Annotated in this window: 18 protein-coding genes and 1 tRNA gene; 4 read left to right on the top strand and 15 right to left on the bottom strand. The window is 63.7% G+C overall.

All coding sequences use genetic code 11. The annotated features are described in order from the left end of the window. Positions 1 to 8: 8 nt before the first annotated feature. From RAM60_RS10980 to RAM60_RS11010, 7 genes are all read right to left on the bottom strand, one after another. Positions 9 to 1,385, bottom strand: coding sequence for an aspartate aminotransferase family protein (locus tag RAM60_RS10980; RefSeq protein ID WP_200981413.1), 1,377 nt, complete (start codon positions 1,383 to 1,385; stop codon positions 9 to 11). A gap of 141 nt (positions 1,386 to 1,526) precedes the next feature. Next, on the bottom strand, positions 1,527 to 2,258 hold the full coding sequence (locus RAM60_RS10985) for a gamma-glutamyl-gamma-aminobutyrate hydrolase family protein (RefSeq protein WP_369026734.1): 732 nt from the start codon (positions 2,256 to 2,258) through the stop codon (positions 1,527 to 1,529). A gap of 4 nt (positions 2,259 to 2,262) precedes the next feature. Continuing rightward, the gene (locus RAM60_RS10990) at positions 2,263 to 3,693 is read right to left on the bottom strand and encodes a gamma-aminobutyraldehyde dehydrogenase (protein ID WP_369026733.1); all 1,431 of its coding nucleotides are present in this window, start codon (positions 3,691 to 3,693) and stop codon (positions 2,263 to 2,265) included. A gap of 19 nt (positions 3,694 to 3,712) precedes the next feature. Further along, positions 3,713 to 4,840, bottom strand: a complete 1,128-nt coding sequence (locus tag RAM60_RS10995) for an ABC transporter ATP-binding protein (RefSeq protein WP_369026732.1) — start codon at positions 4,838 to 4,840, stop codon at positions 3,713 to 3,715. Position 4,841: 1 nt separating this feature from the next. Continuing rightward, positions 4,842 to 5,681 carry an ABC transporter permease gene (locus tag RAM60_RS11000; protein WP_369026731.1) on the bottom strand — a complete coding sequence of 280 codons (840 nt, stop codon included), beginning with the start codon at positions 5,679 to 5,681 and terminating at the stop codon, positions 4,842 to 4,844. Further along, entirely contained in the window at positions 5,681 to 6,589 is a 909-nt protein-coding gene (locus tag RAM60_RS11005; RefSeq protein WP_369026730.1) for an ABC transporter permease, read from the bottom strand. The genes RAM60_RS11000 and RAM60_RS11005 overlap by 1 nt, the downstream gene beginning before the upstream one ends. A gap of 83 nt (positions 6,590 to 6,672) precedes the next feature. Beyond that, the gene (locus tag RAM60_RS11010; protein WP_369026729.1) at positions 6,673 to 7,779 is read right to left on the bottom strand and encodes an ABC transporter substrate-binding protein; all 1,107 of its coding nucleotides are present in this window, start codon (positions 7,777 to 7,779) and stop codon (positions 6,673 to 6,675) included. Positions 7,780 to 7,920: 141 nt separating this feature from the next. Between RAM60_RS11010 and RAM60_RS11015 the strand changes: the two genes are divergently transcribed. Further along, entirely contained in the window at positions 7,921 to 8,817 is an 897-nt protein-coding gene (locus RAM60_RS11015; protein ID WP_200981420.1) for a LysR family transcriptional regulator, read from the top strand. A gap of 22 nt (positions 8,818 to 8,839) precedes the next feature. On the opposite strand, the gene RAM60_RS11020 is transcribed toward RAM60_RS11015, so the two are convergent. The 6 genes from RAM60_RS11020 to RAM60_RS11045 all read right to left on the bottom strand — a co-directional run bounded on the left by RAM60_RS11020 (position 8,840) and on the right by RAM60_RS11045 (position 15,589). Then, positions 8,840 to 9,349: a YybH family protein gene (locus tag RAM60_RS11020; protein ID WP_369026728.1), complete on the bottom strand. Its 510-nt coding sequence runs from the start codon at positions 9,347 to 9,349 to the stop codon at positions 8,840 to 8,842. A 111-nt stretch (positions 9,350 to 9,460) separates the two neighbouring features. After that, a complete protein-coding gene (locus tag RAM60_RS11025) occupies positions 9,461 to 10,861 on the bottom strand; it encodes a glutamine synthetase family protein (RefSeq protein ID WP_369026727.1) in 1,401 nt (466 codons plus the stop codon). Beyond that, positions 10,858 to 12,204: an aspartate aminotransferase family protein gene (locus RAM60_RS11030; RefSeq protein ID WP_369026726.1), complete on the bottom strand. Its 1,347-nt coding sequence runs from the start codon at positions 12,202 to 12,204 to the stop codon at positions 10,858 to 10,860. The genes RAM60_RS11025 and RAM60_RS11030 overlap by 4 nt, the downstream gene beginning before the upstream one ends. Next, on the bottom strand, positions 12,201 to 13,472 hold the full coding sequence (locus tag RAM60_RS11035; RefSeq protein WP_369026725.1) for an NAD(P)/FAD-dependent oxidoreductase: 1,272 nt from the start codon (positions 13,470 to 13,472) through the stop codon (positions 12,201 to 12,203). The genes RAM60_RS11030 and RAM60_RS11035 overlap by 4 nt, the downstream gene beginning before the upstream one ends. 2 nt (positions 13,473 to 13,474) lie before the next feature. After that, the gene (locus RAM60_RS11040) at positions 13,475 to 14,824 is read right to left on the bottom strand and encodes a glutamine synthetase family protein (RefSeq protein WP_369026724.1); all 1,350 of its coding nucleotides are present in this window, start codon (positions 14,822 to 14,824) and stop codon (positions 13,475 to 13,477) included. Between the two features lie 60 nt (positions 14,825 to 14,884). Continuing rightward, positions 14,885 to 15,589, bottom strand: a complete 705-nt coding sequence (locus RAM60_RS11045) for a TorF family putative porin (protein ID WP_369026723.1) — start codon at positions 15,587 to 15,589, stop codon at positions 14,885 to 14,887. 202 nt (positions 15,590 to 15,791) lie between these two features. Here RAM60_RS11045 and aptA point away from each other — a divergent pair, with 202 nt between their 5' ends. Both aptA and RAM60_RS11055 read left to right on the top strand, forming a co-directional pair. Continuing rightward, positions 15,792 to 17,132 carry an omega-aminotransferase AptA gene (aptA, locus tag RAM60_RS11050; RefSeq protein ID WP_369026722.1) on the top strand — a complete coding sequence of 447 codons (1,341 nt, stop codon included), beginning with the start codon at positions 15,792 to 15,794 and terminating at the stop codon, positions 17,130 to 17,132. 73 nt (positions 17,133 to 17,205) lie between these two features. Further along, complete coding sequence (locus tag RAM60_RS11055; protein WP_369026721.1) at positions 17,206 to 18,408, top strand: MFS transporter; 1,203 nt, start codon at positions 17,206 to 17,208, stop codon at positions 18,406 to 18,408. Between the two features lie 45 nt (positions 18,409 to 18,453). On the opposite strand, the gene RAM60_RS11060 is transcribed toward RAM60_RS11055, so the two are convergent. Continuing rightward, positions 18,454 to 18,540 (bottom strand) — tRNA-Leu (locus RAM60_RS11060). A 171-nt stretch (positions 18,541 to 18,711) separates the two neighbouring features. Between RAM60_RS11060 and RAM60_RS11065 the strand changes: the two genes are divergently transcribed. Continuing rightward, entirely contained in the window at positions 18,712 to 19,662 is a 951-nt protein-coding gene (locus RAM60_RS11065) for a complex I NDUFA9 subunit family protein (protein ID WP_369026720.1), read from the top strand. Positions 19,663 to 19,773: 111 nt separating this feature from the next. Here RAM60_RS11065 and RAM60_RS11070 read toward each other — a convergent pair whose 3' ends face one another. Beyond that, on the bottom strand, positions 19,774 to 21,432 hold the full coding sequence (locus RAM60_RS11070; RefSeq protein ID WP_369026719.1) for a YadA C-terminal domain-containing protein: 1,659 nt from the start codon (positions 21,430 to 21,432) through the stop codon (positions 19,774 to 19,776). Positions 21,433 to 21,569: the final 137 nt, after the last annotated feature.

The raw sequence follows: 21,569 nt of genomic DNA on the forward strand, positions 1-21,569 counted from the left end.
GGCGCGCCTCAGCCGATCGCCCGCAGGCGCGGAACGGCTTCGTCGAGCGCCTGGCGGATGATGCCGACGAGCTCGTCGATCTGCGCCGTGCTGATGACCAGCGGCGGGCACATGACGATGCTGTCGCGGATACCGCGGACCATGAGGCCGTTGGCAATGCACAGGTCGCGTACGATGGGGCCGGCCGTTCCTTCGGCACCACCGAAGCGCGCACCGGTTGCCTTGTCGGCGACGATCTCGACTGCGCCGAGCAAGCCGACTGAACGGGTCTGGCCGACCAGCGGATGGTCGTTGAGCGTGGCCAGCGCCTTGGCGAGGTAAGGTCCGGTCTCGTTGCCGGTCTTCTCGACCAGTCCTTCGCGCTGGATGATCTCGATATTGCGCAGGGCCACGGCGGCGGAGACCGGATGGCCCGAATAGGTAAAGCCGTGGACGAAATCGCCGCCGGTCTTCATCACCTCGATGATCTCCGCAGAGACAGCAGTCGCCGAGATCGGCAGGTAGCCCGACGAAAGTCCCTTCGCCATCGGCATGATGTCGGGCGAGACGCCGACGGTCTCGTGGCCCCACATCTTGCCCGTGCGGCCGAAGCCGGTGATGACCTCGTCGCAAATGAGCAGGATACCGTGCTTGCGGCAAATCGCCTCGACCTGCGGCCAGTAATTCTTCGGCGGAATAATGACCCCGCCCGCACCCTGGATCGGTTCGCCGATGAAGGCGGCCACGTTCTCCGGCCCGACCTCGAGAATGCGCTCCTCGATCGCCTGCGCACAGAGCGTGCCGAAGGCCTCCTCGTCCATGTCGCGGCCTTCGTTGAACCAATAGGGCTGGCGGACGTGTTCGATGCCCGGGATCGGCAGCCCGGGGGTGGCGTGCATCGCCTTCATCCCGCCCAGCGAAACGCCCGCGACGGTCGATCCGTGATAGGCATTCCAGCGACTGATGAAGATCTGGCGCTTGGGTTCGCCCTTCAGCTCCCAGTAGCGACGGACAAGGCGGAACACGGTGTCGTTCGCCTCACTGCCCGAGGAGTTGAAGAAGACGTGCGGCAGGCGGCCATTCGAGAGGCTGGCGATCTTGTCGGCCAGCAGCACCGTAGGCGGCGTCGCGGTCTTGAAGAAGGTATTGTAGAAGGGCAGCTCGCGCATCTGCTCGGCAGCAACTTCGACGAGCTCCTCGCGCCCATAACCGACGTTGACGCACCACAGGCCGGCCATGCCGTCGAGGATGCGGTTGCCGTCGCCATCATGGATGTAGCAGCCTTCGGCATGGGTGATGATGCGGCTGCCACCGAGATTCTCGATCTCCTTCCAGTCTGCCTGGGCAGGCAGGTGGTGTGCGACGTCGAGCCGGCGGAGTTCGGCGATATCGTAATTGCGGGGCATCGTGGTTCTTCCTTGGATATCTATGGGGTGCGCCGCTGGGCGCGAATGCTTGTGACAAAAAGGGGCGCCAAGGGCGCGCACGGCCTCAGGGCGTGAAGCAGAGCCTCGCCAGGTAGATGTCGTAGCGTCGAACGATCGCGTTCATGCTTCGCCTCTCGCGGCCTTTCCCAGCAGGCGGAAGAATGCCTGGCTGTCGGGGTTCTTACCAGTTTCCCATTCGGGGTGCCACTGCACAGCGAGGAGTGGCGCGCCATTGGGCCGCGCAGCATAGGCTTCGACGAGGCCGTCAGGCGCAAGCGCCTCCACATCCAGTCCATCGGCCAGCCGTCCTACTCCCTGGTAGTGGACCGAATTGACCGTGATCCGCTGCTTGCCGATTTCCGTCGCGAGCATCCCGCCGGCGGTGAGGTCGACCGGGTGGTGGTGGTCGAACATCACCGCGAGGTTGTCCGATTCCGGGGAATGGTGCCGCAGCAGGTCGTCATTGCTCGAGGTATCGCGCCGCAACGTCCCGCCCAGAGCGACATTGATCTCCTGAAACCCGCGGCACATGCCGAAGACCGGCTTGCCGTTGTCGATCATCCGGCGGACGACCCCCAGCGCGATTTCGTCACGTCCCGCATCGAACGGACCATCGCCGTCGCAATCGCCATAGCGCGCGGGTTCGACGTTGGAGGGTGAGCCGGTCAGCATCACCGCGTCGAGCCGCCCGACTACCTCCATCGCGTCCATCAGGTCGGGCAGTGCGGGGATCAGCAGCGCCGCGACGTCGGCATATTCCATCGCCGCGCGAACATAGCGGTTCATCACCGCCTGGGCGATCTCGCTGCCGACGGTTCGGTTGCAGGCGGTAATGCCGATGACGGGGCGCATGGTGTCAGTGCTTTATCATCACGTGGCGAGTGACGGTATAGTGCTCGAGGCAATAGACCGACAGGTCCGAGCCGTATCCCGACAGCTTGACCCCGCCATGCGGCATCTCGGTGACGTTGACGGAGTGCGTGTTGATCCAGGTGACCCCGTATTCGAGGCGCGAGGCGAATTCCGCCGCCTTGCCAACATCGCGGGTCCAGACAGAGGAGGCGAGGCCGTATTCGCAGTCGTTGGCCCAGTCGAGCACCTGGGAATCCTCGTCGAAGCGGGTGACCGAAACCACCGGTCCGAAGACTTCCTTCTGGACGATCTCGTCATGGTGGCGGGCGCCCGCGATCAGCGTGGGTTCGTAGAAGAAGCCCGAGCGATCGGGCGCACGGCCGCCGGTAACGATCTCGGCAGGGGTGTCGGCGAGCGCGCGGGCGACGAAGCCGTCGACGCGGTCTCGCTGGCGCGCGGTGATCAGCGGGCCGAGCGCAGTGCCCGGATCGGACGGATCGCCGAGCGCGATCTTGCCGACCGCATCCTGCAATTGCGCGACCAGCCGGTCATAGATCCTGGCATGCGCGTAGACGCGGCAGGCAGCCGTGCAGTCTTGTCCGGCGTTGTAATATCCGCCCTCCGCAATCGCCTCGACCGCCGCATCGATATCGGCATCCTCGAGCACGATGACAGGCGCCTTGCCGCCGAGTTCGAAATGGGTGCGCTTGATGGTCGGCGCGACCGCTTCCATGATCTTGCGGCCCGTGGATACGTCGCCGGTCAGCGAGACCATGCTGACATCGGGATGCGAGACCAGTCGCGCGCCGACATTGGGGCCGTTGCCGGTAACGACGTTGACCACGCCCTCGGGCAGAAATTCGGCGCAGACCTCGGCCAGCTTCAATGCCGTGAGCGGCGTGTGCTCCGAAGGCTTGAGCACGACGGTATTGCCTGCCGCGATCACCGGGGCGATCTTCCAGCTGGCCATCATCAGCGGATAGTTCCACGGGGCGATGCCGACGCACACGCCCAGAGGATCGCGGCGCAACATGGAAGTGAAGCCGGGGCGGTATTCGCCTGCCGGAATCCCGGCCACGGTGCGCGCGGCGCCAGCAAAGAAGCGGAACACGTCGACCGTATTGCCCACGTCCACTGCCTTGGCTGTGCCGATGGGCTTGCCGCAATTCTCCATCTCGAGCCGGGCAAACTCGTCGGCCATCTGCTCGACCTTGTCGGCGATGCGAAGCATGCGCTGCGAGCGTTCCTTAGGAGCCATGCGCGACCACGCGCCATAGGCCCCGCGCGCCGCTGCGACCGCGTCGTCGACCTGTTCGCGGCTCGCACTGGCGAGGCTCGTGAGCTCCTCTCCGGTGGTGGGATTGTAGGCGATCTCCGGCGCTTCGTCGCCATCGACCTCGCGGCCGCCGATGAACTGGCCCTTCACGTCGAGCATGTTTCCCCTCCGCTCCGCCTCAGTTCAGCAGCACCACGGGACTGTCGGCCCGCCAGTGCATCGAGACCTTGTCGTGCCAGTCGAACGTGTCTTGGTCACGGCGCGACAGGTTCGGGCGGGAAACACGGATCGTCGCCCCGCCTTCGAGTACGATGTCGTAAAGCGTGATGTCGCCAAGGTAACTGATGCCCTTGATCTCGCCACGAGCGAAATTGTGTCCTTCGGGCGCATCGATCGCCGCGCCGTGGACGGCCTTCCCTGTGCCGGGCGTGTGAAGGTAGATCTTCTCGGGCCGCAGTGCGACCCAGACGTCGGCGCCGTGCGGGCCGGTGACCCCGTGATTGAGGTAGACCTTGCCGAAACCCGGACAATCGACTGCTGCGCGATCCGGCTCGTCGAGCGTCAGCTTGCCTTCGAAGATATTCACCGAGCCGACGAAATCGGCGACAAAGCGGTTGGAGGGATATTCGTAGAGGTCTGACGGTGTCGCCAGCTGCGCAACGTCGCCCTTGTTCATCACCGCGATGCGGCAGGCCATCGACAGCGCCTCGTCCTGGTCATGGGTGACGGTGACGAAAGTGATCCCGACCTGCTCCTGCAGTTCGGCCAGTTCCATCTGCATCTGCGTGCGCAGCTTGGCGTCGAGCGCCGAGAGCGGCTCGTCGAGCAGGAGCACCTTGGGGCGCATCACCAGGCTGCGTGCAAGTGCGACGCGCTGGCGCTGGCCGCCCGACATCTGGTCGGGCATGCGGTCCTCGAACCCGCCGAGCTTGACCAGGTCGAGCGCCTCGCGGACACGGTCCTCGCGCTCGCCTCGGCCGACACCGGCAATCTTCAGGCCGTATCCGACATTGTCTGCCACCGACATGTGCGGGAAGACGGCATAGCTCTGGAACACCATGTTCACCGGGCGACGATTGGGCGGCACGTGCGCCATGTCCTGCCCGTCGATGAGGATCTGCCCCTCGGTCGGCAGTTCGAAACCGGCGATCATGCGCAGCAGCGTGGTCTTTCCGCAGCCCGAAGGTCCGAGGAGGACGAAAAACTCGCCCGGCAGGATGTCGAGGCTGACGTCGTCGACCGCGGTGACCTTGCCGAAGCGTTTCGAGACATTGCGGATCTGGATGATGGGCGTGGTGTCGGTCATCTTAGTGGCTCACGGCTATGTTCTTGCCCTGCAGGCGCAGGGCCACTGCGGTCAGCACCACCGTGAGGACGATCAGGATGGTGGATGCAGCGTTGACTTCGGGGGTCACGGAGAAGCGGACCATGGAATAGACCTTCACCGGGAAGGTGATGGTGTCTGGCCCGCTGGTGAAGAAGGTGATGACGAAATCGTCGAGGCTGAGCGTGAAGGCGAGCAGCGCGCCTGCCACCAGCGAGGGGCGCATGTGCGGCAGCAGCACGTCCTTGAACGCCTGCCAGTCGCTCGCACCCAGATCCTTCGCGGCTTCCTCCTCTTCCTTGTTGAAGCTCGCAAGGCGCGAGCGGACCACCATGGTCACGAAGGGGAAACAGAAGGTGATGTGGGCGATGGTGATCGCCCCGAGATTGAGCGGCCAGATGAGGTTGTTGGGCCATTCGATCCAGGCGAAGAAGATCAGCATGGCGACACCAAGGCAGATCTCCGGCACGATGATCGGCAACGAGATCGTCCCGTCGACAGCTCCCTTCCACGGGAAACGGAAGCGCCACAGCATGATCGCTGCCATCGCACCGATAACCAGGCTCGCCAGCGTGGCGAGGAAGGCGATGGTCAGCGAATTGAGAAGCGCCTCGACCAGCGTGTCGTTGGTCAGCGCCTTCTCGTAATACTTGGTCGTGAAGCCGCGCCACACGACGTTGCGCTTGGAATCGTTGAAGCTGAAGATCATCAGCACCAGCAGCGGCGCGTAGAGGAACACCATCACCGCACCCACCCAGGCGCGCATCCATAGCGTGCGGGTGTATTCGAGCGGGGCGCGGGGCGTGCGGGCGACGAGAGCCATCAGCGCGTCTCCCCGGCGTTCTTCTTGCGCAGACCTTGCAGCGCGATGAGGATGAACATGGCGTAGATCAGCAGGAAGGACAGCGCCGCGCCGAACGGCCAGTCATTGGCCCGCTTGAACTGTCGCTCGATGACATTGGCGATCATCTGGCTTTCGGTGCCGCCCATGAGGTCGGGGGTGAGGTAGGCGCCGAGCGCGGGAATGAGAGTGATCATCACGCCCGCGATCACGCCGGGCATGGCAAGCGGCACGACCACCTTGAGCAAGGTCCGCAAATGGCCGGCACCAAGGTCGAGGCTCGCCTCGATGAGGCTCTTGTCCAGCCGGTCGAGCGCCGAATAGAGCGGCAGCACCATGAAGGGCAGGTGGACGTAGACAAGCCCGATCACCACGGCGAAATTGTTGTAGAGAAGCTGCACCGGCTCCCACGTGGGCAGCGGTTGGAGCCCGACCAGCGTCTTAACCCAGCTCGCACTCTCCCAGAACCAGCCCAGCGTACGGTTGGCATAGCCTTGCGTGCCGAGCATGATCATCAGCGCATAGGTGCGAATGAGGAGGTTGGTCCAGAATGGCAGCATGATGCCGAGCAGCAGCCAGGGCCGCCATTTCTCGGACACGAAGGTCAGCGCCATCGCAACCGGGAAGCCGACCACCAGGCAGATTGCAGTGACCAGCGCGGCCACGCCGAAACTCTTCAGGAAAATCTCGAGATAGAGCCAGTCGGTGGCGCGCTTGTAATTGTCCAGCGTGCCCGAAATCTCGATATCGGTCAGGCCGACATTGCTACCGAAGCTGTAGAGCCACACGAAGCTCATCGGGACGATGAAGAACAGCAACGTCCATGCAAGCGGTGGTGCGGAGACCACCCAGAACGCCTTCTTGTCCGACTTCCAGTCCTGCTCTGCCACTTAGCCCTCCCGCAGGGGTCGACGTCCCGCAGAGCGGGAGGCCGGACCCCCGATAGTGAGAATGTCCTCTCCGCTCTTGCGGATCAGGACGCGCGAACCCGAGTGAAGGCCTCTTCGTAGAGGGGCTGGAGCTCAGGATTGAACTTTGCGTATTCGCATTTGGCCAGCACGTCGGCAGGCGGGAAGATGACCGGGTTGTTCTTGTAATCGTCGGGCATCAGCGCCTTCGCCGCGGCATTGGGCGTCGGGTAGAGGATGGTTTCGGTGATCTTCTTATCGACCTCGGCATCCATGATGTAGTTGATGAACGCATGCGCATTCTTCGGATGCGGCGCGCCCTTGGGGATGCACAGCGTGTCCGAATTGAGCTGGCTGCCCTCCTTGGGAATGATGAAGTCGATGTCGTCGTCCTCGACCATCGCCTGGGCAATGTCGCCGTTGTATTCGAGCACCAGGTCGACATCGCCCTTGAGCAGCAGGTCCTGGCCGTCGTCCTCGTGGAACTTCTTGATGAAGGGTTTCTGCTTGATCATCATCGCTTCGATTGTCTTGATGTCCGCAGGGGTCAGCTCGTTGACCGACTTGCCGATATACTTGCCGTAGAGACGGAACATGTCGCCCGCTTCGGAGAGCACGGCGATGCGGCCCTTGTACTCGTCGGAATCGAACAGGACCTTCCAGCTGTCCGGCTTCGCCTTCACCTTCGACTTGCGATAGCCGATGCCGAGCGTCAGCCAGGTGTAGGGCATCGAGTACTTGCGTCCGGGGTCGTACTCGACGTCGATGAAGGAGGGATCGATATTCTTCATGTTGGGCAGCTGGGCATGGTCCAGCTCCATCAGCATGTCGGCCTGGATCATGCGCTCGACGAAGTCGTTCGATGGCACGATCACGTCATAGCCGGGATTGCCCGCGCGGAATTTGGCGAACAGCACGTCATTGCTGTCGAACAGGTCCATCTTGACCGAGATACCCGCGGTATCCTTGAAATCGTCGAGCGTGGTCTCGCCGATGTAGGTGTCCCAGTTGTAGAAATTGAGCACGCCTTCCTCGCCGGTGGAGGCCTTCTCGGCGCCCTTCTTCGTGCATGCGCCAAGCCCGGTGACGGTGATGCCGATCGCCGCGACGCCCATGCCCTGCAGCAGCGAACGGCGACCGATCCTGCCACCCGAAAGGTCAAACTTGCTCATTGGAATCCCCCACTCTGGTTCGAGAATGGAACGGCTCCGCCCGCGGCCGCGAACGAATCCCCTCCGGCACATGTGCATCAAGCACTTCCTAACGGAAATCTACCAGTCTATATTTCGACCCGAGAGCTATCGGAAAAAGCGATGAACATCACCTTCCGGCAAATTCGCTACTTCATAGCCGTCGCCGAGGCGCGGTCGGTTTCGGCCGGGGCCAGCGCAGTGGGCATCTCGCAATCGGCAGTGACCGATGCGATCCGCCAGCTTGAACTCGAAACCGGGGTCACCCTGTTCTACCGCCATCCCAAGGGCGTCACACTGACGCGCGAGGGGCACAAGTTCCTGCGCCACTCGCGCTCGATCATCAATTCGGTGGCCGACCTTGCCGGCGGCGTGGGGCAGGAACCCATCGCGGCGACCGGCAGCGTCCGCATCGGCGTGACGCCGGTCGTCACCGGGTACTTCCTTTCCGACATCCTCTCGCGTTTCCGCCGCATGTTCCCCCAGATCACTGTCAACCTCGTCGAGGACAAGCGCGACTATATCGAGCATCTGCTGGTCAATGGCGAACTCGACTTCGGCCTGCTGATCGTCTCCAACTTGGAACAGCGCGCGGCGATCGACTACGAGACGCTGATCCGCTCCGAATGCCGCGCCTGGGTCGCCCCGTGGCATGCGCTGTCCGAAACCGACGTGCTGAGCCTGGCCGATCTGGAAAACGAGCCGCTCGTGGCGCTATCGCTCGACGAGATGGAGGGGCTGATCGAAGGCATCTGGTCCAAGTTCGACCACCCGCCCCATGTCACATACCGCACTAGTTCGATGGAAGGGGTTCGCAGCCTCGTCGGCACGGGCGCGGGCATCACCCTTCTGCCCGACCTCGTCTACCGCCCGTGGAGCCTCGACGGCGACCGCGTCATCGCCAAGCGCCTCCGCGAAAGCCTGCCCACCGTCGACATCGGCATCGCCTGGCGCCGCCTGACCCGCCACAGCGAACCCGCTGCGCTGTTCAAGGAAGCAGTCCACGAGCAGCGGCGCTGAGCACCAGGCAGGCTCTACCTGATCAGCCTCCGCCTGGTGGCAGGTCGCTGTTGATGATGTCTGCGGCGGCTTTCCACTCGCCTTCGACCTTCCGCCAGACGACGACGTATTTGCCGGTGTCGACCTGCTCCTTGCCATCGGGTGCCACTGTCAGGCGATAGGTTCCGCGATCGAGCGCCATGTCGCCAGACGATGAAACAATGATCGCCTCGGGGGCAAAATTGAGATCGAACCCTGGAGTGGCCATCATCCCCGCCCAGTTCTGCTCGATCGCCGCGTGCCCTTTCCCGATTGGGGCGTTGGGCGGCATGAAGGCGCCGTCCTCAGTGTACATCTGGGCAATCGCGGCTGCGTCCTTGGCCTTTATCAGGTCGAGCCATCGGGCGACCTGCCCGCGAATGGCCTCCTCGTCCCCGGCGCTGTCGGCGCTCGTTGCTGCTTCTGGAGAAACGGCGTTCGCATTTTCCTTGGCGGTGTCACAAGACGCGATCATCAAGCTGGTCGCGGCAAGCAGCATCAGGCGGATCTTCATAACATCCCTCCCCAACCGTATCGAGGCTGGGAAATTACCACGCAAAGCCACGTCCGGATAGACAACCTGACGGGGTAGTCCTCGTGGCTGGCTGCGAGGGAGCCTTCGCGCTTACGCGTTGTGCATGTACCAGCTGTAGTCGAGCTCGGTGACCTCGCCGAAGAAGCGGGCCATCTCGACTTCCTTGACCGTGCTGTAGTGCGTGACAAAGCGGTCGCCGAGGTAGTCTCGCATCCGCGGCGAAGTCTTGAACGCCTCGATTGCCGTCGGCCAGTGGTTGGGCAGGCGATAGTCCTCAGGTGCCTGTTCGTAGCCATTGCCGACGATTGCCGGGCCGGGATCGACCTGGTTGGTCATACCGTAATGCATCCCCGCCAGCACCGCCGCCACTGCGAGGTAGGGGTTGGCGTCAGCGCCGCAGATGCGGTGTTCGACGTGGCGCGAGGCGGGCGAGCCGGCGGGCACGCGCAAGGACACGGTGCGGTTGTTGACGCCCCAAGTAGGCGCGACCGGCGCGTAGCTGTTGGCCTTGAACCGGCGGAAGCTGTTGGCATTGGGGGCGAAGATCGCCATTGATTCCCCTAGGAAGTCCTTCATCCCGCCGATCGCGTGGCGCAGCAGCGGCGAACCTTCCGGGTCCTCGCTGGCGAAAGCGTTGTTGCCATCCTTGTCGTTCATCGAGACATGGAGGTGCATCCCGCTGCCCGCCTGCTCGACGAAGGGCTTGGCCATGAAGCTGGCGATCATGCCGTGCTGCGCGGCGACGCCCTTGACCAGCCGCTTGTACATCACCGCATCGTCGGTTGCGCCCAGCGCGTCGGGCTTGTGCCGAAGGGTCAGCTCGAACTGGCCGGGGGCATACTCGCTGATCCCGGATTCAAGCGGGATGCCTTGCACATCGCAAGCGGCGTAAAGGTCGTCGAAGAAGGGCTTGAAGTCCTCCATCTCGCGAAGGGAATAGACTTCGTTGAACTGCGGCTGGTCTCCGCTGTTGAGCCCGCGCGCAATCGCTGGGCGACCGCTGCCGTCTTGTTCGAGCAGGAAGAACTCCAGTTCCACTGCCACCACCGGGGTCAAGCCATCGGCGGCCAGACGGTCGATCACGCTGCCCAGCACGTGACGCGGGTCGAGGTCGTTGGGCGTTCCGTCGAGTTCATAGAAGCTGGTGGTGAACTGCGCCGCGCCCTCGCCCAGCCACGGCGCGCGGACGAGCGTCCCCGGCACCGGCCAGCAACGGCGGTCGGCATCGCCGTCGTCCCAGACGAGACCCGTTTCCTCGCAATCCTTGCCGGTGATGTCGATGACCAGCACCGATCCGGGCAGGAAGCGACCGTCTTCGTACACCGCCAGTGCCTCGTGCTGGCGCAACCGCTTGCCGCGCGGAACGCCGGACATGTTGGTGAACATGATGTCGATCGCGTCAATATCCGGATTTGCCTCGAAAAAGGCCTTGGCCTCCGCCGCATCGGCGATGCAGTTGGAACTGTGCGGCGGGTTCGAATTCTTGGTCATGCGGTCAATACCCCGAGGCAATCGTCCAGCGTCGCCGCCAGCCGGCCGACTTGTGCGTCGGTCGTGGCGGGGCTGACAAGCGTCATGTTGTGGAAGGGCGCGATCAGCACGCCCCGGTTGATGAAGAACAGGTGGATGGCGTGTTCGAGTGGCCCCTGCATCGCGGCGCGCGCTTCGCTGCCGTTGCGCGGTGCCTTCGGTGCGCAGATGAACTCGCCCCGGGCGCCGACATGGACGACCTGCCAGTCGAGACCGTGCGCGCCGATCACCGCGCGCAGTTCCTCTGCCAGCCGGCCGGCGAGCGGGAGCATGTGATCATAGGCCTCGGGCGTCATCACCTTGGTCAGGCAGGCGCGCATGGCAGCAAGCGCGAGCGCATTGGCAGACAGCGTGGTGCCAATGCCGGAATGCCCGCTCTCCCCCTCGGCGCGGACACGCTCCATGCGTTCGGCCACCTCGGCGGAAAAGCCGTAGACCGCACAAGGGACGCCGCCACCGACGGGTTTGCCGAGCACGAACATGTCGGGCATCGGACCATAGGTCGCAGTGTGCCCACCATAACCGCTCGAAATCGTGTGGGTTTCATCGAACACCAGCAGCGTGCCGTGACGGGTGCACAGGTCGCGCATTGCTTCGAGATAGCCGGGATCTGGCAGGACCATGCCGACATTGGTCAGTGCAGGCTCGGTCAGCACGGCGGCAACGTCACCGGTCGCAAGTGCAGCCTCGAGTGCTTCGAGGTCGTTGAACTCGACCACCCTGGTGTGTTCGCGGACATCGTAGACCTGCCCGACCAGCGACTTTCGCAGTTCGGGAACGCCGTTCCTGAGGTCGACGAACACATCATCGACCGCGCCGTGGTAGCAGCCGTTGAAAACGAGGATTTTGTCGCGCCCGGTTATGCCACGACACCAGCGAATGACTGCACGGTTGGCTTCGCTTGCGGTAGAGGTCACCTGCCAGAACGGCAGGCCGAAGCGCTTGGCCAGTTCATCTGCCACGACCGGCGCGTCGGCGGTTGAGAGCATGTAGGTGAGCCCGCGCGTCGCCTGTTCGCGCAGGGCCTTGGCAACCGGCGCGGGCGAATGGCCGAACATCGATCCGGTGTCGCCCAGGCAGAAGTCGTCATAGCGATGTTCGTCGACGTCCCACAGCTCCGCCCCTTGCGCACGCTCGGCGAAGAGCGGGAACGGCGTGCCCCAGTCGAGCATCCAGTGGAACGGGACCCCGCGATGCCAGTGCCGTGCGGCCTGCTTGCCGAGAGAAGCCGAGCGCGGATTGGCGGCAATGAAGCGCTCCTGCTCGGCAGCCAGCATCCGCGAAATAGCGTCAGGCGAGATCATAGCCGGTCCCTCAGCGCATAATAGAGCATGCCTGCTACATGTAGCGGATGACGTAGTAGTGGCCCGCCGGGAAATGGATGTGTCGGCAGGCTGGCGATGAGGTCGAAGCGCTCGGCGGTGCCGCGCAACGCCTCGACCACCAGTTCACCGGCGAGCGTCGTCAGAAGAACTCCATGGCCCGAATAGCCATGGGCGAAGAAGCTGTTCCCAATCCGCCCGAAGTGGGGGAGGCGGTTCATGGTGACGCCGATGGTTCCGCCCCAGGCATGATCGATCTCCACACCGCGCAATTGCGGGAAGACACCTTCCAGGTGCGGGCGGACGAAAGCGCGGACGTCGCGCGGCGGCTTGGGCGTGTACTTCTCGCCCCCGCCGAACATCAGCCGGTTGTCGGGCGTGCGGCGGTAGTAGTTGAGCACGAAGCGGCTCTCGGCGATCGAGGCGTTCGACGGGATCAGCGCCTCGGCCTCCGATGGCGTCAGCTGCCGGGTGACCACATTGTAGTTCACCACCGGCATCATCATCCGGCCGAGCCTGGGCTCGATCGAGCCGATGTCGGAATCGCATGCGAGGATGCCGTGCTTCGCCTCGACCCGCCCGTGGGGGGTGGTGACAATCACGGGGCTTCCATGATCGACGTCGAGCGCGGCCGTATCCTCGTGGATGACTACCCCTGCCGCCATCGCCGCACGGGCAAGGCCGAGGGCATAGTTGAGCGCGTGGAGGTGTCCGCCGTTGGCATCGTACATCCCGCCCGCGTAGGCATCGCTTGCGACGATCGAAGGTACCTCGGCCTTGTCGACCATCCGCGCGCCTTCGTAGCCGATGAGGCGCTCGAGAATTTCGAGCTCGTCGCGCATCTCGTCGAGGTGCGCGGCCTTCCATGCAGCGTGAAAATGCCCGTCGCGCAGTTCGCAGTCGATCGCGTGCTTGGCAATCCTGCGCCGGACCGAGGTATTCGCCGCCATACCAATCTCGACGAGGCGCTTGCCCTCGTCCGCACCGAAGCGCTCGACGAGTTCGGGCGCCGACCAGCGCATGCCCGGGATCATCTGCCCGCCATTGCGGCCCGAGGCTCCCCAACCGATGCGATGCGCCTCGAGCAGGATGACCGAGTAGCCGGCCTCGGCCGCGCTCAGTGCCGCCGAAAGGCCGGTGAAGCCCCCGCCGACCACCACGACGTCCGCCGTGGCAGTGCCCTCAAGCCGCGGCTGGCGGTCGAGTTGGGCTGCGGTCGCCGCATACCAGGAAGACGGATAGTCGGACATTGTCAGACACGGAGCAGCAGGTGCTCGCGTTCCCACGAGCTGATGACCGACTGGTAGGCGTAAAGCTCGGTTTCCTTGATCGCGTAGAAGACCTCGAAGAAGTCCTCCCCGAGATACTGGCGCACCTGCTTGCACTTGCTGAAGCGATCGAGCGCACCTTCGAGCGTGCGCGGCAGGGTCCGCGCGCGGTTGTAGGCATTGCCGGTCACGCTCTTGGGCGGCTGCATCCGTTCGACCATGCCGACGTAGCCGCAGATGAGCGACGCGGCGATGGCGAGATACGGATTGGAGTCTGCACCCGGCAGGCGGTTCTCGATCCGGCGATTTGCCGGGTCGGAGATCGGGATGCGCAAGCCGCAGGAGCGGTTGTCGCTGCCCCACTGGACATTGATCGGCGCCGCGCTGTCGGGCCGCATGCGGCGGAACGAGTTGACGTTGGGCGCGAACATCGGGGTGATCTGCGGCAGCAGCCGGGCAAGCCCAGCAATGTGGCTGCGGAAAAGGGCGCTGTCGCGACCGTTCTGCGTGGTGAAGACGTTCCGGCCAGTCTCTATGTCGAGGATCGACTGGTGGATGTGCATCGCACTGCCCGGCTGGTCGGACATGGGCTTGGCGAGGAAGGTCCCGTAAACGCCGTGCTCTAGCGCGACCTGCCGCACGATGCGCTTGAACAGCAGCACTTCGTCGGCCAACTCCAGCGGATCGCCATGGACGAAATTGACTTCGAGCTGGGCTGCGCCCGCCTCGTGGATCATCGTGTCGATGTTGAGGTCGGCCTTCTCGCAGAAATCGTAGATGTGCTCGATGATGTCCTCGAACTCGCCAAGCGCTTCGAGGCCGAAGGGCTGGCTCGCCGTTTCCGGTCGCCCCGAGCGGCCTGCTGGCGGGACCAGCGGGAAGTCGGAATCGAGGTTCTTGGAGACGAGGTAGAACTCGACCTCGGGCGCGATCACGGGCTTCCATCCGCGCTTCTCGTAGAGCGCCAGGACGCGCTTCAGGATGGCGCGGGGCGCGATTTCGACCGGCTGGTTCTTGCCCGTGTAGGCGTCGGCGATGACATAGGCAGTAGGGGTCTGGAACCCCGGTGCCTCGCGCAACGTGGTCGGGTCCGGCACCAGCGTCATGTCCGGATCGTAGGGCAGGACGATGTGGTCGACGTCGTCAGGGTATTCGCCCGTTACCGTGACCGAGAAGACGCTAACCGGAATGCGCAGCGTGCGATCTGTCAGCGATTTTAGAAACTTGTTGGCGGGCAAGACCTTGCCGCGCTGGATCCCGTTCATGTCGGGAACGATGCATTCGACTTCGCTGATCCCGCGTTCGCTGATCCAGCTGGCGATGTCGGTACTCATGATTGTCCTGTCTGGACCGGCCCGGGCCCTTCCTTTCGGAAGACCCGGGCCGTATCCGGGTTAGAATGCGAAGGACAGGCCCGCGACCACGGTCGCATCACCAAGGCTGGTGAAACTGTGGGCCGTATCCACATAATCGAGCGTCGCGGTGAAGCCGCTGCCCAGATCGTAGCTGGCGCCGATCAGCCAGTCCTTCTTGTTGTCGGCAAAGGCGCCGTCCTCGATACCGAAGGTACCGTGGACCGAAATCGGGGAATCGCCGATCGGCATTTCACCCGAGATGTAGACGTAGGTGTTGTCCTCGTCGCCGAGGTTTTCCTGGCTCGGCGCATAGGCGACACCAAGGGTCACCGTGCCCGGGCCTACCGCCGTCCCGATCGATCCGAGCAGTTCGACGTAATTGTAGTCGCTGAAGTCGGGATAGAGATAGTAGACCGCACCGACGTCGATGCTGATCGCGCCGACGTCGGCGGCATAACCGGCATAAAGGTCGAGTTCGAGATCGTCGGCACCATCGTCGAGTGCGACGTTCGAGGCCCACACCCCGGCGTAAAGGCCGGACTCATGCGAAACGCTGAGTTCCGCGGTAACTTCGGGATCCTTGTCCGACAGCGAAATGCCGCGAAAGCGATAGTCGGAGTTGATCCCGATTTCGCCGTCGACTTCCCAGGCGCCGGTCGCTTCCTCGGTATCTTCATCCTGTGCCATCGCCGCGGTCGACGCGAACATGAGCGGCAGTGCCGCCATTGCAATGATCTTGCGCATCCTCAACTTGCCCTCCTCAATATCGGGTAATTTTATCGAGCCGCGCGCAGTTTTCCCGCAGGCGGCCTCCCGTATCCTCGGATATTCACCAAATCCACCAATCCCGCCATCGAGATTAATCGGAGCTATTACTATCGGTTTTTCCGATGGGTGTCTCGCTGGCGATTCTGTTGGATGGCTACGGGGAGGCCAATTATCCAGCATGGGTCAAACGATTACCGGAGCCACCATGGCCGAGCGCAACGACCTGTCCGCCTTCTGGATGCCCTTCACCGACAACCGCGGCTTCAAGGCACATCCGCGCATGTTCGTCTCGGCCAAGGGGATGCATTACACTTCTGCCACCGGCCACCAGGTACTCGATGCCACAGGCGGGCTGTGGTGCGTCAATGCCGGACACGGACGGGAAAAGATCGTCGAGGCGATCCGTGCCTCTGCTGGCGAGCTCGACTTCGCCCCGACCTTCCAGCTGGCCCACCCGCTGGCGTTCGAGGCGGCATCCAAGCTGTCGATGATCATGCCCGAGGGACTGGATCGCATCTTCTTCGCCAACTCCGGCTCCGAGGCGGTCGACAGCGCGCTCAAGATCGCGCTCGCCTATCAGCGGGCCCGCGGCCAGGGCAGCCGCACGCGCCTGATCGGTCGCGAGCGCGGCTATCACGGCGTCGGCTTCGGCGGCATTTCGGTGGGTGGCATCGTCAACAACCGCCGACAGTTCGGCACACTCCTCAACGGCGTCGACCATATGCGCCACACGCATGACCTGGCACGCAATGCCTTCTCTCGAGGCCTCCCCGAACACGGCGCCGAGCTTGCAGACGACCTCGAGCGGATCGTGGCCCTGCACGGCGCAGACACCATTGCAGCCGTCATCGTCGAGCCGGTGGCAGGTTCGACCGGCGTGCTTGTTCCCCCGGTCGGATATCTCCAGCGCCTGCGCGATATCTGCGACCGCCATGACATCCTGCTGATCTTCGACGAGGTCATCACCGCCTTCGGACGGGTGGGCAAGGCGACCGCCGCCGAACGTTTCGGGGTTACTCCCGACATCATCACCATGGCCAAGGGCCTGACCAACGCCGCGGTCCCGATGGGCGCCGTCGCGGTTCGTCGCGAAGTTCACGACACGGTGGTCGACAATGCGCCGGCCGGAATCGAACTGTTCCACGGCTACACCTACAGCGCCCACCCGCTGGCTTCGACAGCAGCCATCGCCACGCTCGATCTCTACCGCGAGGAAGGCCTGTTCGAGCGGGCGATAGTGCTTGAGGAATACTGGGCCGATGCGATCCATTCGTTGAAGGGCGCCCCGCACGTCATCGATTGCCGCAACATCGGGCTCATCGGTGGCATCGAACTCGAACCGCGTCCCGGCGCTCCGACCAAGCGGGCGATGGAGATCTTCCACCGCGCTTTCGACGAGGGCCTGCTGATCCGCGTCACGGGGGACATCATCGCGCTCTCGCCCCCGCTCATCCTCGACAAGTCGCATATCGACGAGATTGTCGGGAAGCTGGCGAAACTGCTGCCTGCCATCGATTGATCCCGCTGGCTCGGGGACGGGGACGCCCGGAGATATTGGTCGCCGCAAGATAGGTCGCTAGTGTTCGGCCGGCATGCACACCTTCACGCCCGACCGACCGCACCACCAGCAGCAGTCGCTGCGCTTTCTCCTGCTCTACGCGCTGGCGGCGGCCGGTGGCTCGGCGGCCTATGCGCCTTTCCTCACGCTCCTGCTGCCGGTGCGGGTGACCGGGCAATGGGGCGCGCAGGGGCTCGAAATCCTTTCCTACACGGCATTTGCAGGCGCGGTCGCGGCGAGCATTGCCAACATCGTCTTCGGGTGGCTCAGCGACAGGACCCGGAATCGACGCGGCTGGATACTGGCCGGCGTGTTCGTCTCGGGCGTCCTGCTCGTCGCCATGCAGCATGTCGAGACGGTCGCCGGCCTCCTGGCGATGATCGTGCTGTGGCAGGTCGGGCTCAACATGATGCTCAACCCGCTCCTTGCCTGGGCCGGTGACTGCGTGCCCGACGAACAGAAGGGACTGCTGGGCGGGCTATTGTCGATCGCTCCCGCGCTGGGCGCTTTCACGGGCATGATCATCACCTATCCCGGCCTCGCGGGAGGCGATACGAGGCTGGTCCTCAATGCCGTCATCGTCGCGGCAATGATCCTGCCGGTGGTCTTCTTCGGTCGCCCGCGTCCGATGCCCCACCTCGTCACGGCCGTGCACGAGGAAGGCCGGCCCGTGGAGCATGCGAAGGACGAGCCTGTCCGGCGGATGTGGCTTGCGCGACTGCTCGTCCAGATTGCCGAGGCGGCCCTCTTCGCTTTCCTTCTCCTGTGGTTGCGCAGCATCGACGGGACAATGACCGACAATGACACCGCCCGGGTGTTCACGGCCGTCCTGATAGCATCGGTGCCGCTCGCACTCGTCATCGGGCGCTGGTCGGACAAGGTCGACCGCCCGCGCCTGCCCTTGACGGTGACAGCGGGAGGGGCGGCGCTTGGCCTCGTCGCACTGGCCGGGGCGCACACCGGCCCGACGGCCATGGCGGCCTATGTGCTCTTCGGGGTCATGGCAGGCATCTTCCTCGCCCTCCACTCGAGCCAGACCCTGCGCGTCCTGCCGCGCCCGGGAACGCGCGGCCGCGACCTCGGCATCTTCAACCTGACCAACACCGTGCCGTCGCTGGTAATGCCATGGATCGTGCTAGCGCTCATCCCAGCCTTCGGGTTCCAGGGACTCTTCCTGATGCTGGCAGGACTTTCGGCAGTTGCCTGCCTGCTACTCGCCACAATGCCACGCATCTGACGAAAGCGCCGCGCGTCCCCTGCCGGGTGTTCATTTCTCGGAAAGTGGTGCCCAGAAGAGGACTCGAACCTCCACGCCCTTGCGAGCGCCGCCACCTGAAGACGGTGCGTCTACCAATTCCGCCATCTGGGCACACATGCTGGCCGAGGATCATCGTCGTCCCGGCCGGGTAGGAGCGCGCCACTAGCGAAGGGGTGCGATTCTTGTCAACTGCAATCGGCGGGGCGGAACGCTTGCGAAGCCATGAGGGTTGTGGCTAGGGGCGCAGCGAAGATTCCCAGGGACTGGAAACGGACGATTTCGATGGCGAAGGTCAGTGCATTGAACGGCAAGCTGGTGGTGCTGATGGGCGGCAGCGGCTTCATCGGCAATTATGTGACGCAGGCCCTGCTCGAGCGCGGGGCGCGCGTGCGGATCGCCAGCCGCAACCCCGAGCGTGCTTTCCGCCTCAAGCCGCTCGCCAACCTTGGCCAGATCCAGTTCGCCCGATGCAATGCCTCAGACCGCAGGAGCGTGGAAGCCTGCGTGACTGGTGCAGACGCAGTCGTGAATCTGATCGGAACTTTCGATGGGAATCTGTCGCGTATCATGGGCGAGGCGCCGGGCTGGATGGCAAAGGCAGCGAAGGCGCAGGGTGCACAGGCCTTCGTCCACGTCAGCGCGATCGCCGACGAACCCGACGAGGACACGGTGATCGAATACGCCGCCGCCAAGAAGCTGGGCGAGGAAAGTGTGCGGGCAGCCTTCCCCGGGGCGACCATCCTGCGACCCTCGATCCTGTTCGGGAAGGACGACAACTTCCTCAACATGTTCGCTGGGCTGATTTCGAGCCTGCCGGTCCTTCCGGTCTTCGGTCCCGATGCGAAGATCCAGCCGGTCTATGTCGACGACGTCGCCGAAGCTGTGGCACGTGCGCTCGAGGATCCGGCGGCCCACGGAGGCAAGACCTACGAAATTGCTGGGCCCGAGGTCATGACCATGATGGACCTCAACCAGCGCATTGCGGCAGCCCAAAACCGCAAGCGCAGCTTCCTGCCCGTACCCGATGCGGGCTCGGCCCTGTTCGCCGCCCTGCCCGGTACGCCGATGTCGTCCGACCAGTGGAAGCTTCTGAAGCAGGGCAGCATCGCTTCAGGCGCACTGCCGGGGCTCGAGAAACTCGGCATTGCCGCCAAGCCACTCGGCCTGTTCCTCGATAAGTGGATGGTTCGCTACCGCAAGCACGGGCGTTTCGCCGACCGCCTGAGCGCATAATCCGCGAGCGGATCCTGGCTCTCGCGCGCATTTTGACAATGCACAAAAAAGTGGTCCGGCGCCTTGCGACACCGGACCACCAAGTATGCGGTCGAATTAACCGGACTGTGATTACCAGCCGAAAATCACACCGACGCGACCGCCGATCTTGCCATTCTTGTTCAGACCGCCACCGACACCGGCAGTCACAGCAACGTTGTCGCTGACGCGGAGGCCCATGTTGGCCGCGACTGCGTTCGCGCCCTCATAGAAGCCGCCAGTCACAGCGAGATTGAAGCGCATGTCGGGAAGGAAAGCCATGCCGCCGAGCGCGATGGCCGTAGCGGTCGAGCTCGAAATACGATCATCGAAGTCCGCGATACGAGTCTCGAGAACATCGACGCGGTTGGAAACGGTGTCGATACGGTTCGAGAGCGCGGTATCAGCAGCGATACGCGCATTGGTTTCGCTGGTGATGGTGTCGAGCAGAACGGTGTCGGCTGCCGCACGGGCATCAGCTTCGGCGACGATGGCTTCGCTGTTGGCGGTGATGCGGGCGTCATGCTCGATGAGGGTCGCTTCGTTCGCGGTCACGCGCTCGTCGAGAACGACGATCGCTTCTTCGTTCGCGGTGATGCGAGTCTCGTGGTCGACGAGAGTTGCTTCGTTGGCCGTGATGCGGTCCTCGTGGTCGACGAGCGCAGCGATCACTTCGACTTCCGAATTCGTCTCGGCCGCGCGCGGATCGCCGAGAAGGGCCTGCGAGGCCGCAGCAATCGCCGCGTTCTGGTTTTCGGCGGCACCGACCAGCACTTCCTGAGCGCGGATGAACGTGTTCGTGACATCGTCGAGGCCAGCAAACTGGGCTTCGGCGGCGGCGAGGTCCTGGTTCGCGGATGCCGCATCGGCGGTCAGGTTCTGCAAGCCATCGGCGCTGGCGGTATAGCCGGCATCGGTGATCGCATCGACGAAGTCGGTGTTCGAGGCAAGCGAGGTGTCGAGATCGCTGAGGGCCGTCGAAAGGTCATCAGCTGCGGCAACGCGGGTGTCGACAGCTGCGTCGAAAGCCACCTGGGCTGCGTCGAGCGCATCTGCGGCAGCAGTGGCATCCGCAAGCGCAACCGTACGGTCCGCCTCGGCTGCCGAAAGGTCCTGCTGCGCTTCGGCGCGAGCGACGAGCGCTGCGTTGAGAGCCGCAAGGTTCGCGGTGCTCTGGTCTGCGTCATAGGCAGCCTGTGCAGCGGCGACATCATCGCTTGCGGCGCTCAGCGCGATGTTGGCGTCGGTCACCGACTGGTTTGCTGCGGTCAGTGCGTCGGCCGCATCATTGTAGGCTGCATCGGCAACGGTGACGACGTCTGCGGCCGCGGCTTCGGCAGCCGTCGCTGCCGCGAGGTCTGCTTCGGCAGTGGTGACCGCAGCGAAGGCATCGAGATTGTCCTGGGTCAGCGAGGCAGTAACGGCTGCTTCAGCGCCGTTGAGCGCGGTCGCGGCATCCGTCGCTGCATCGACATCGGCCTGGGCGGCATCGATCTGGTCCTGCGTAGGCGCGGTCTGTTCGATCTTGCTGTCGAGATTGTCGTAGGCGCCGTCGGCAATGCCGCTGTAATCATAGGTGCTGAGGGCAACGTCGACATCGGTGGGCTCGGTACATTCGACGCCGAAGCCGGTGTAGACGGTGCAAGCTTCCTGTGCTGCGGCGGGTGTTGCGCCTACGAGGCCGATCGCGGCAGTGCTGGCAAGGAGGCCTGCAGCGACAGCGCTGCGGCCTGCGTTATTATGAGTACGCATATTAAATCCCTCATTGAATAAATAACAAATGTTAAACCAGACGTTCCTCTGGGCCCGGTTGTGTATTGGCTAAGGGATTTGGAATTTCATTGGTATCTGTTTTGCGTATTCAAATTATATGCACAAACGCATGTTTT

This window comes from Qipengyuania sp. RANM35, assembly GCF_041021145.2.
Classification (GTDB): domain Bacteria; phylum Pseudomonadota; class Alphaproteobacteria; order Sphingomonadales; family Sphingomonadaceae; genus Qipengyuania; species Qipengyuania soli.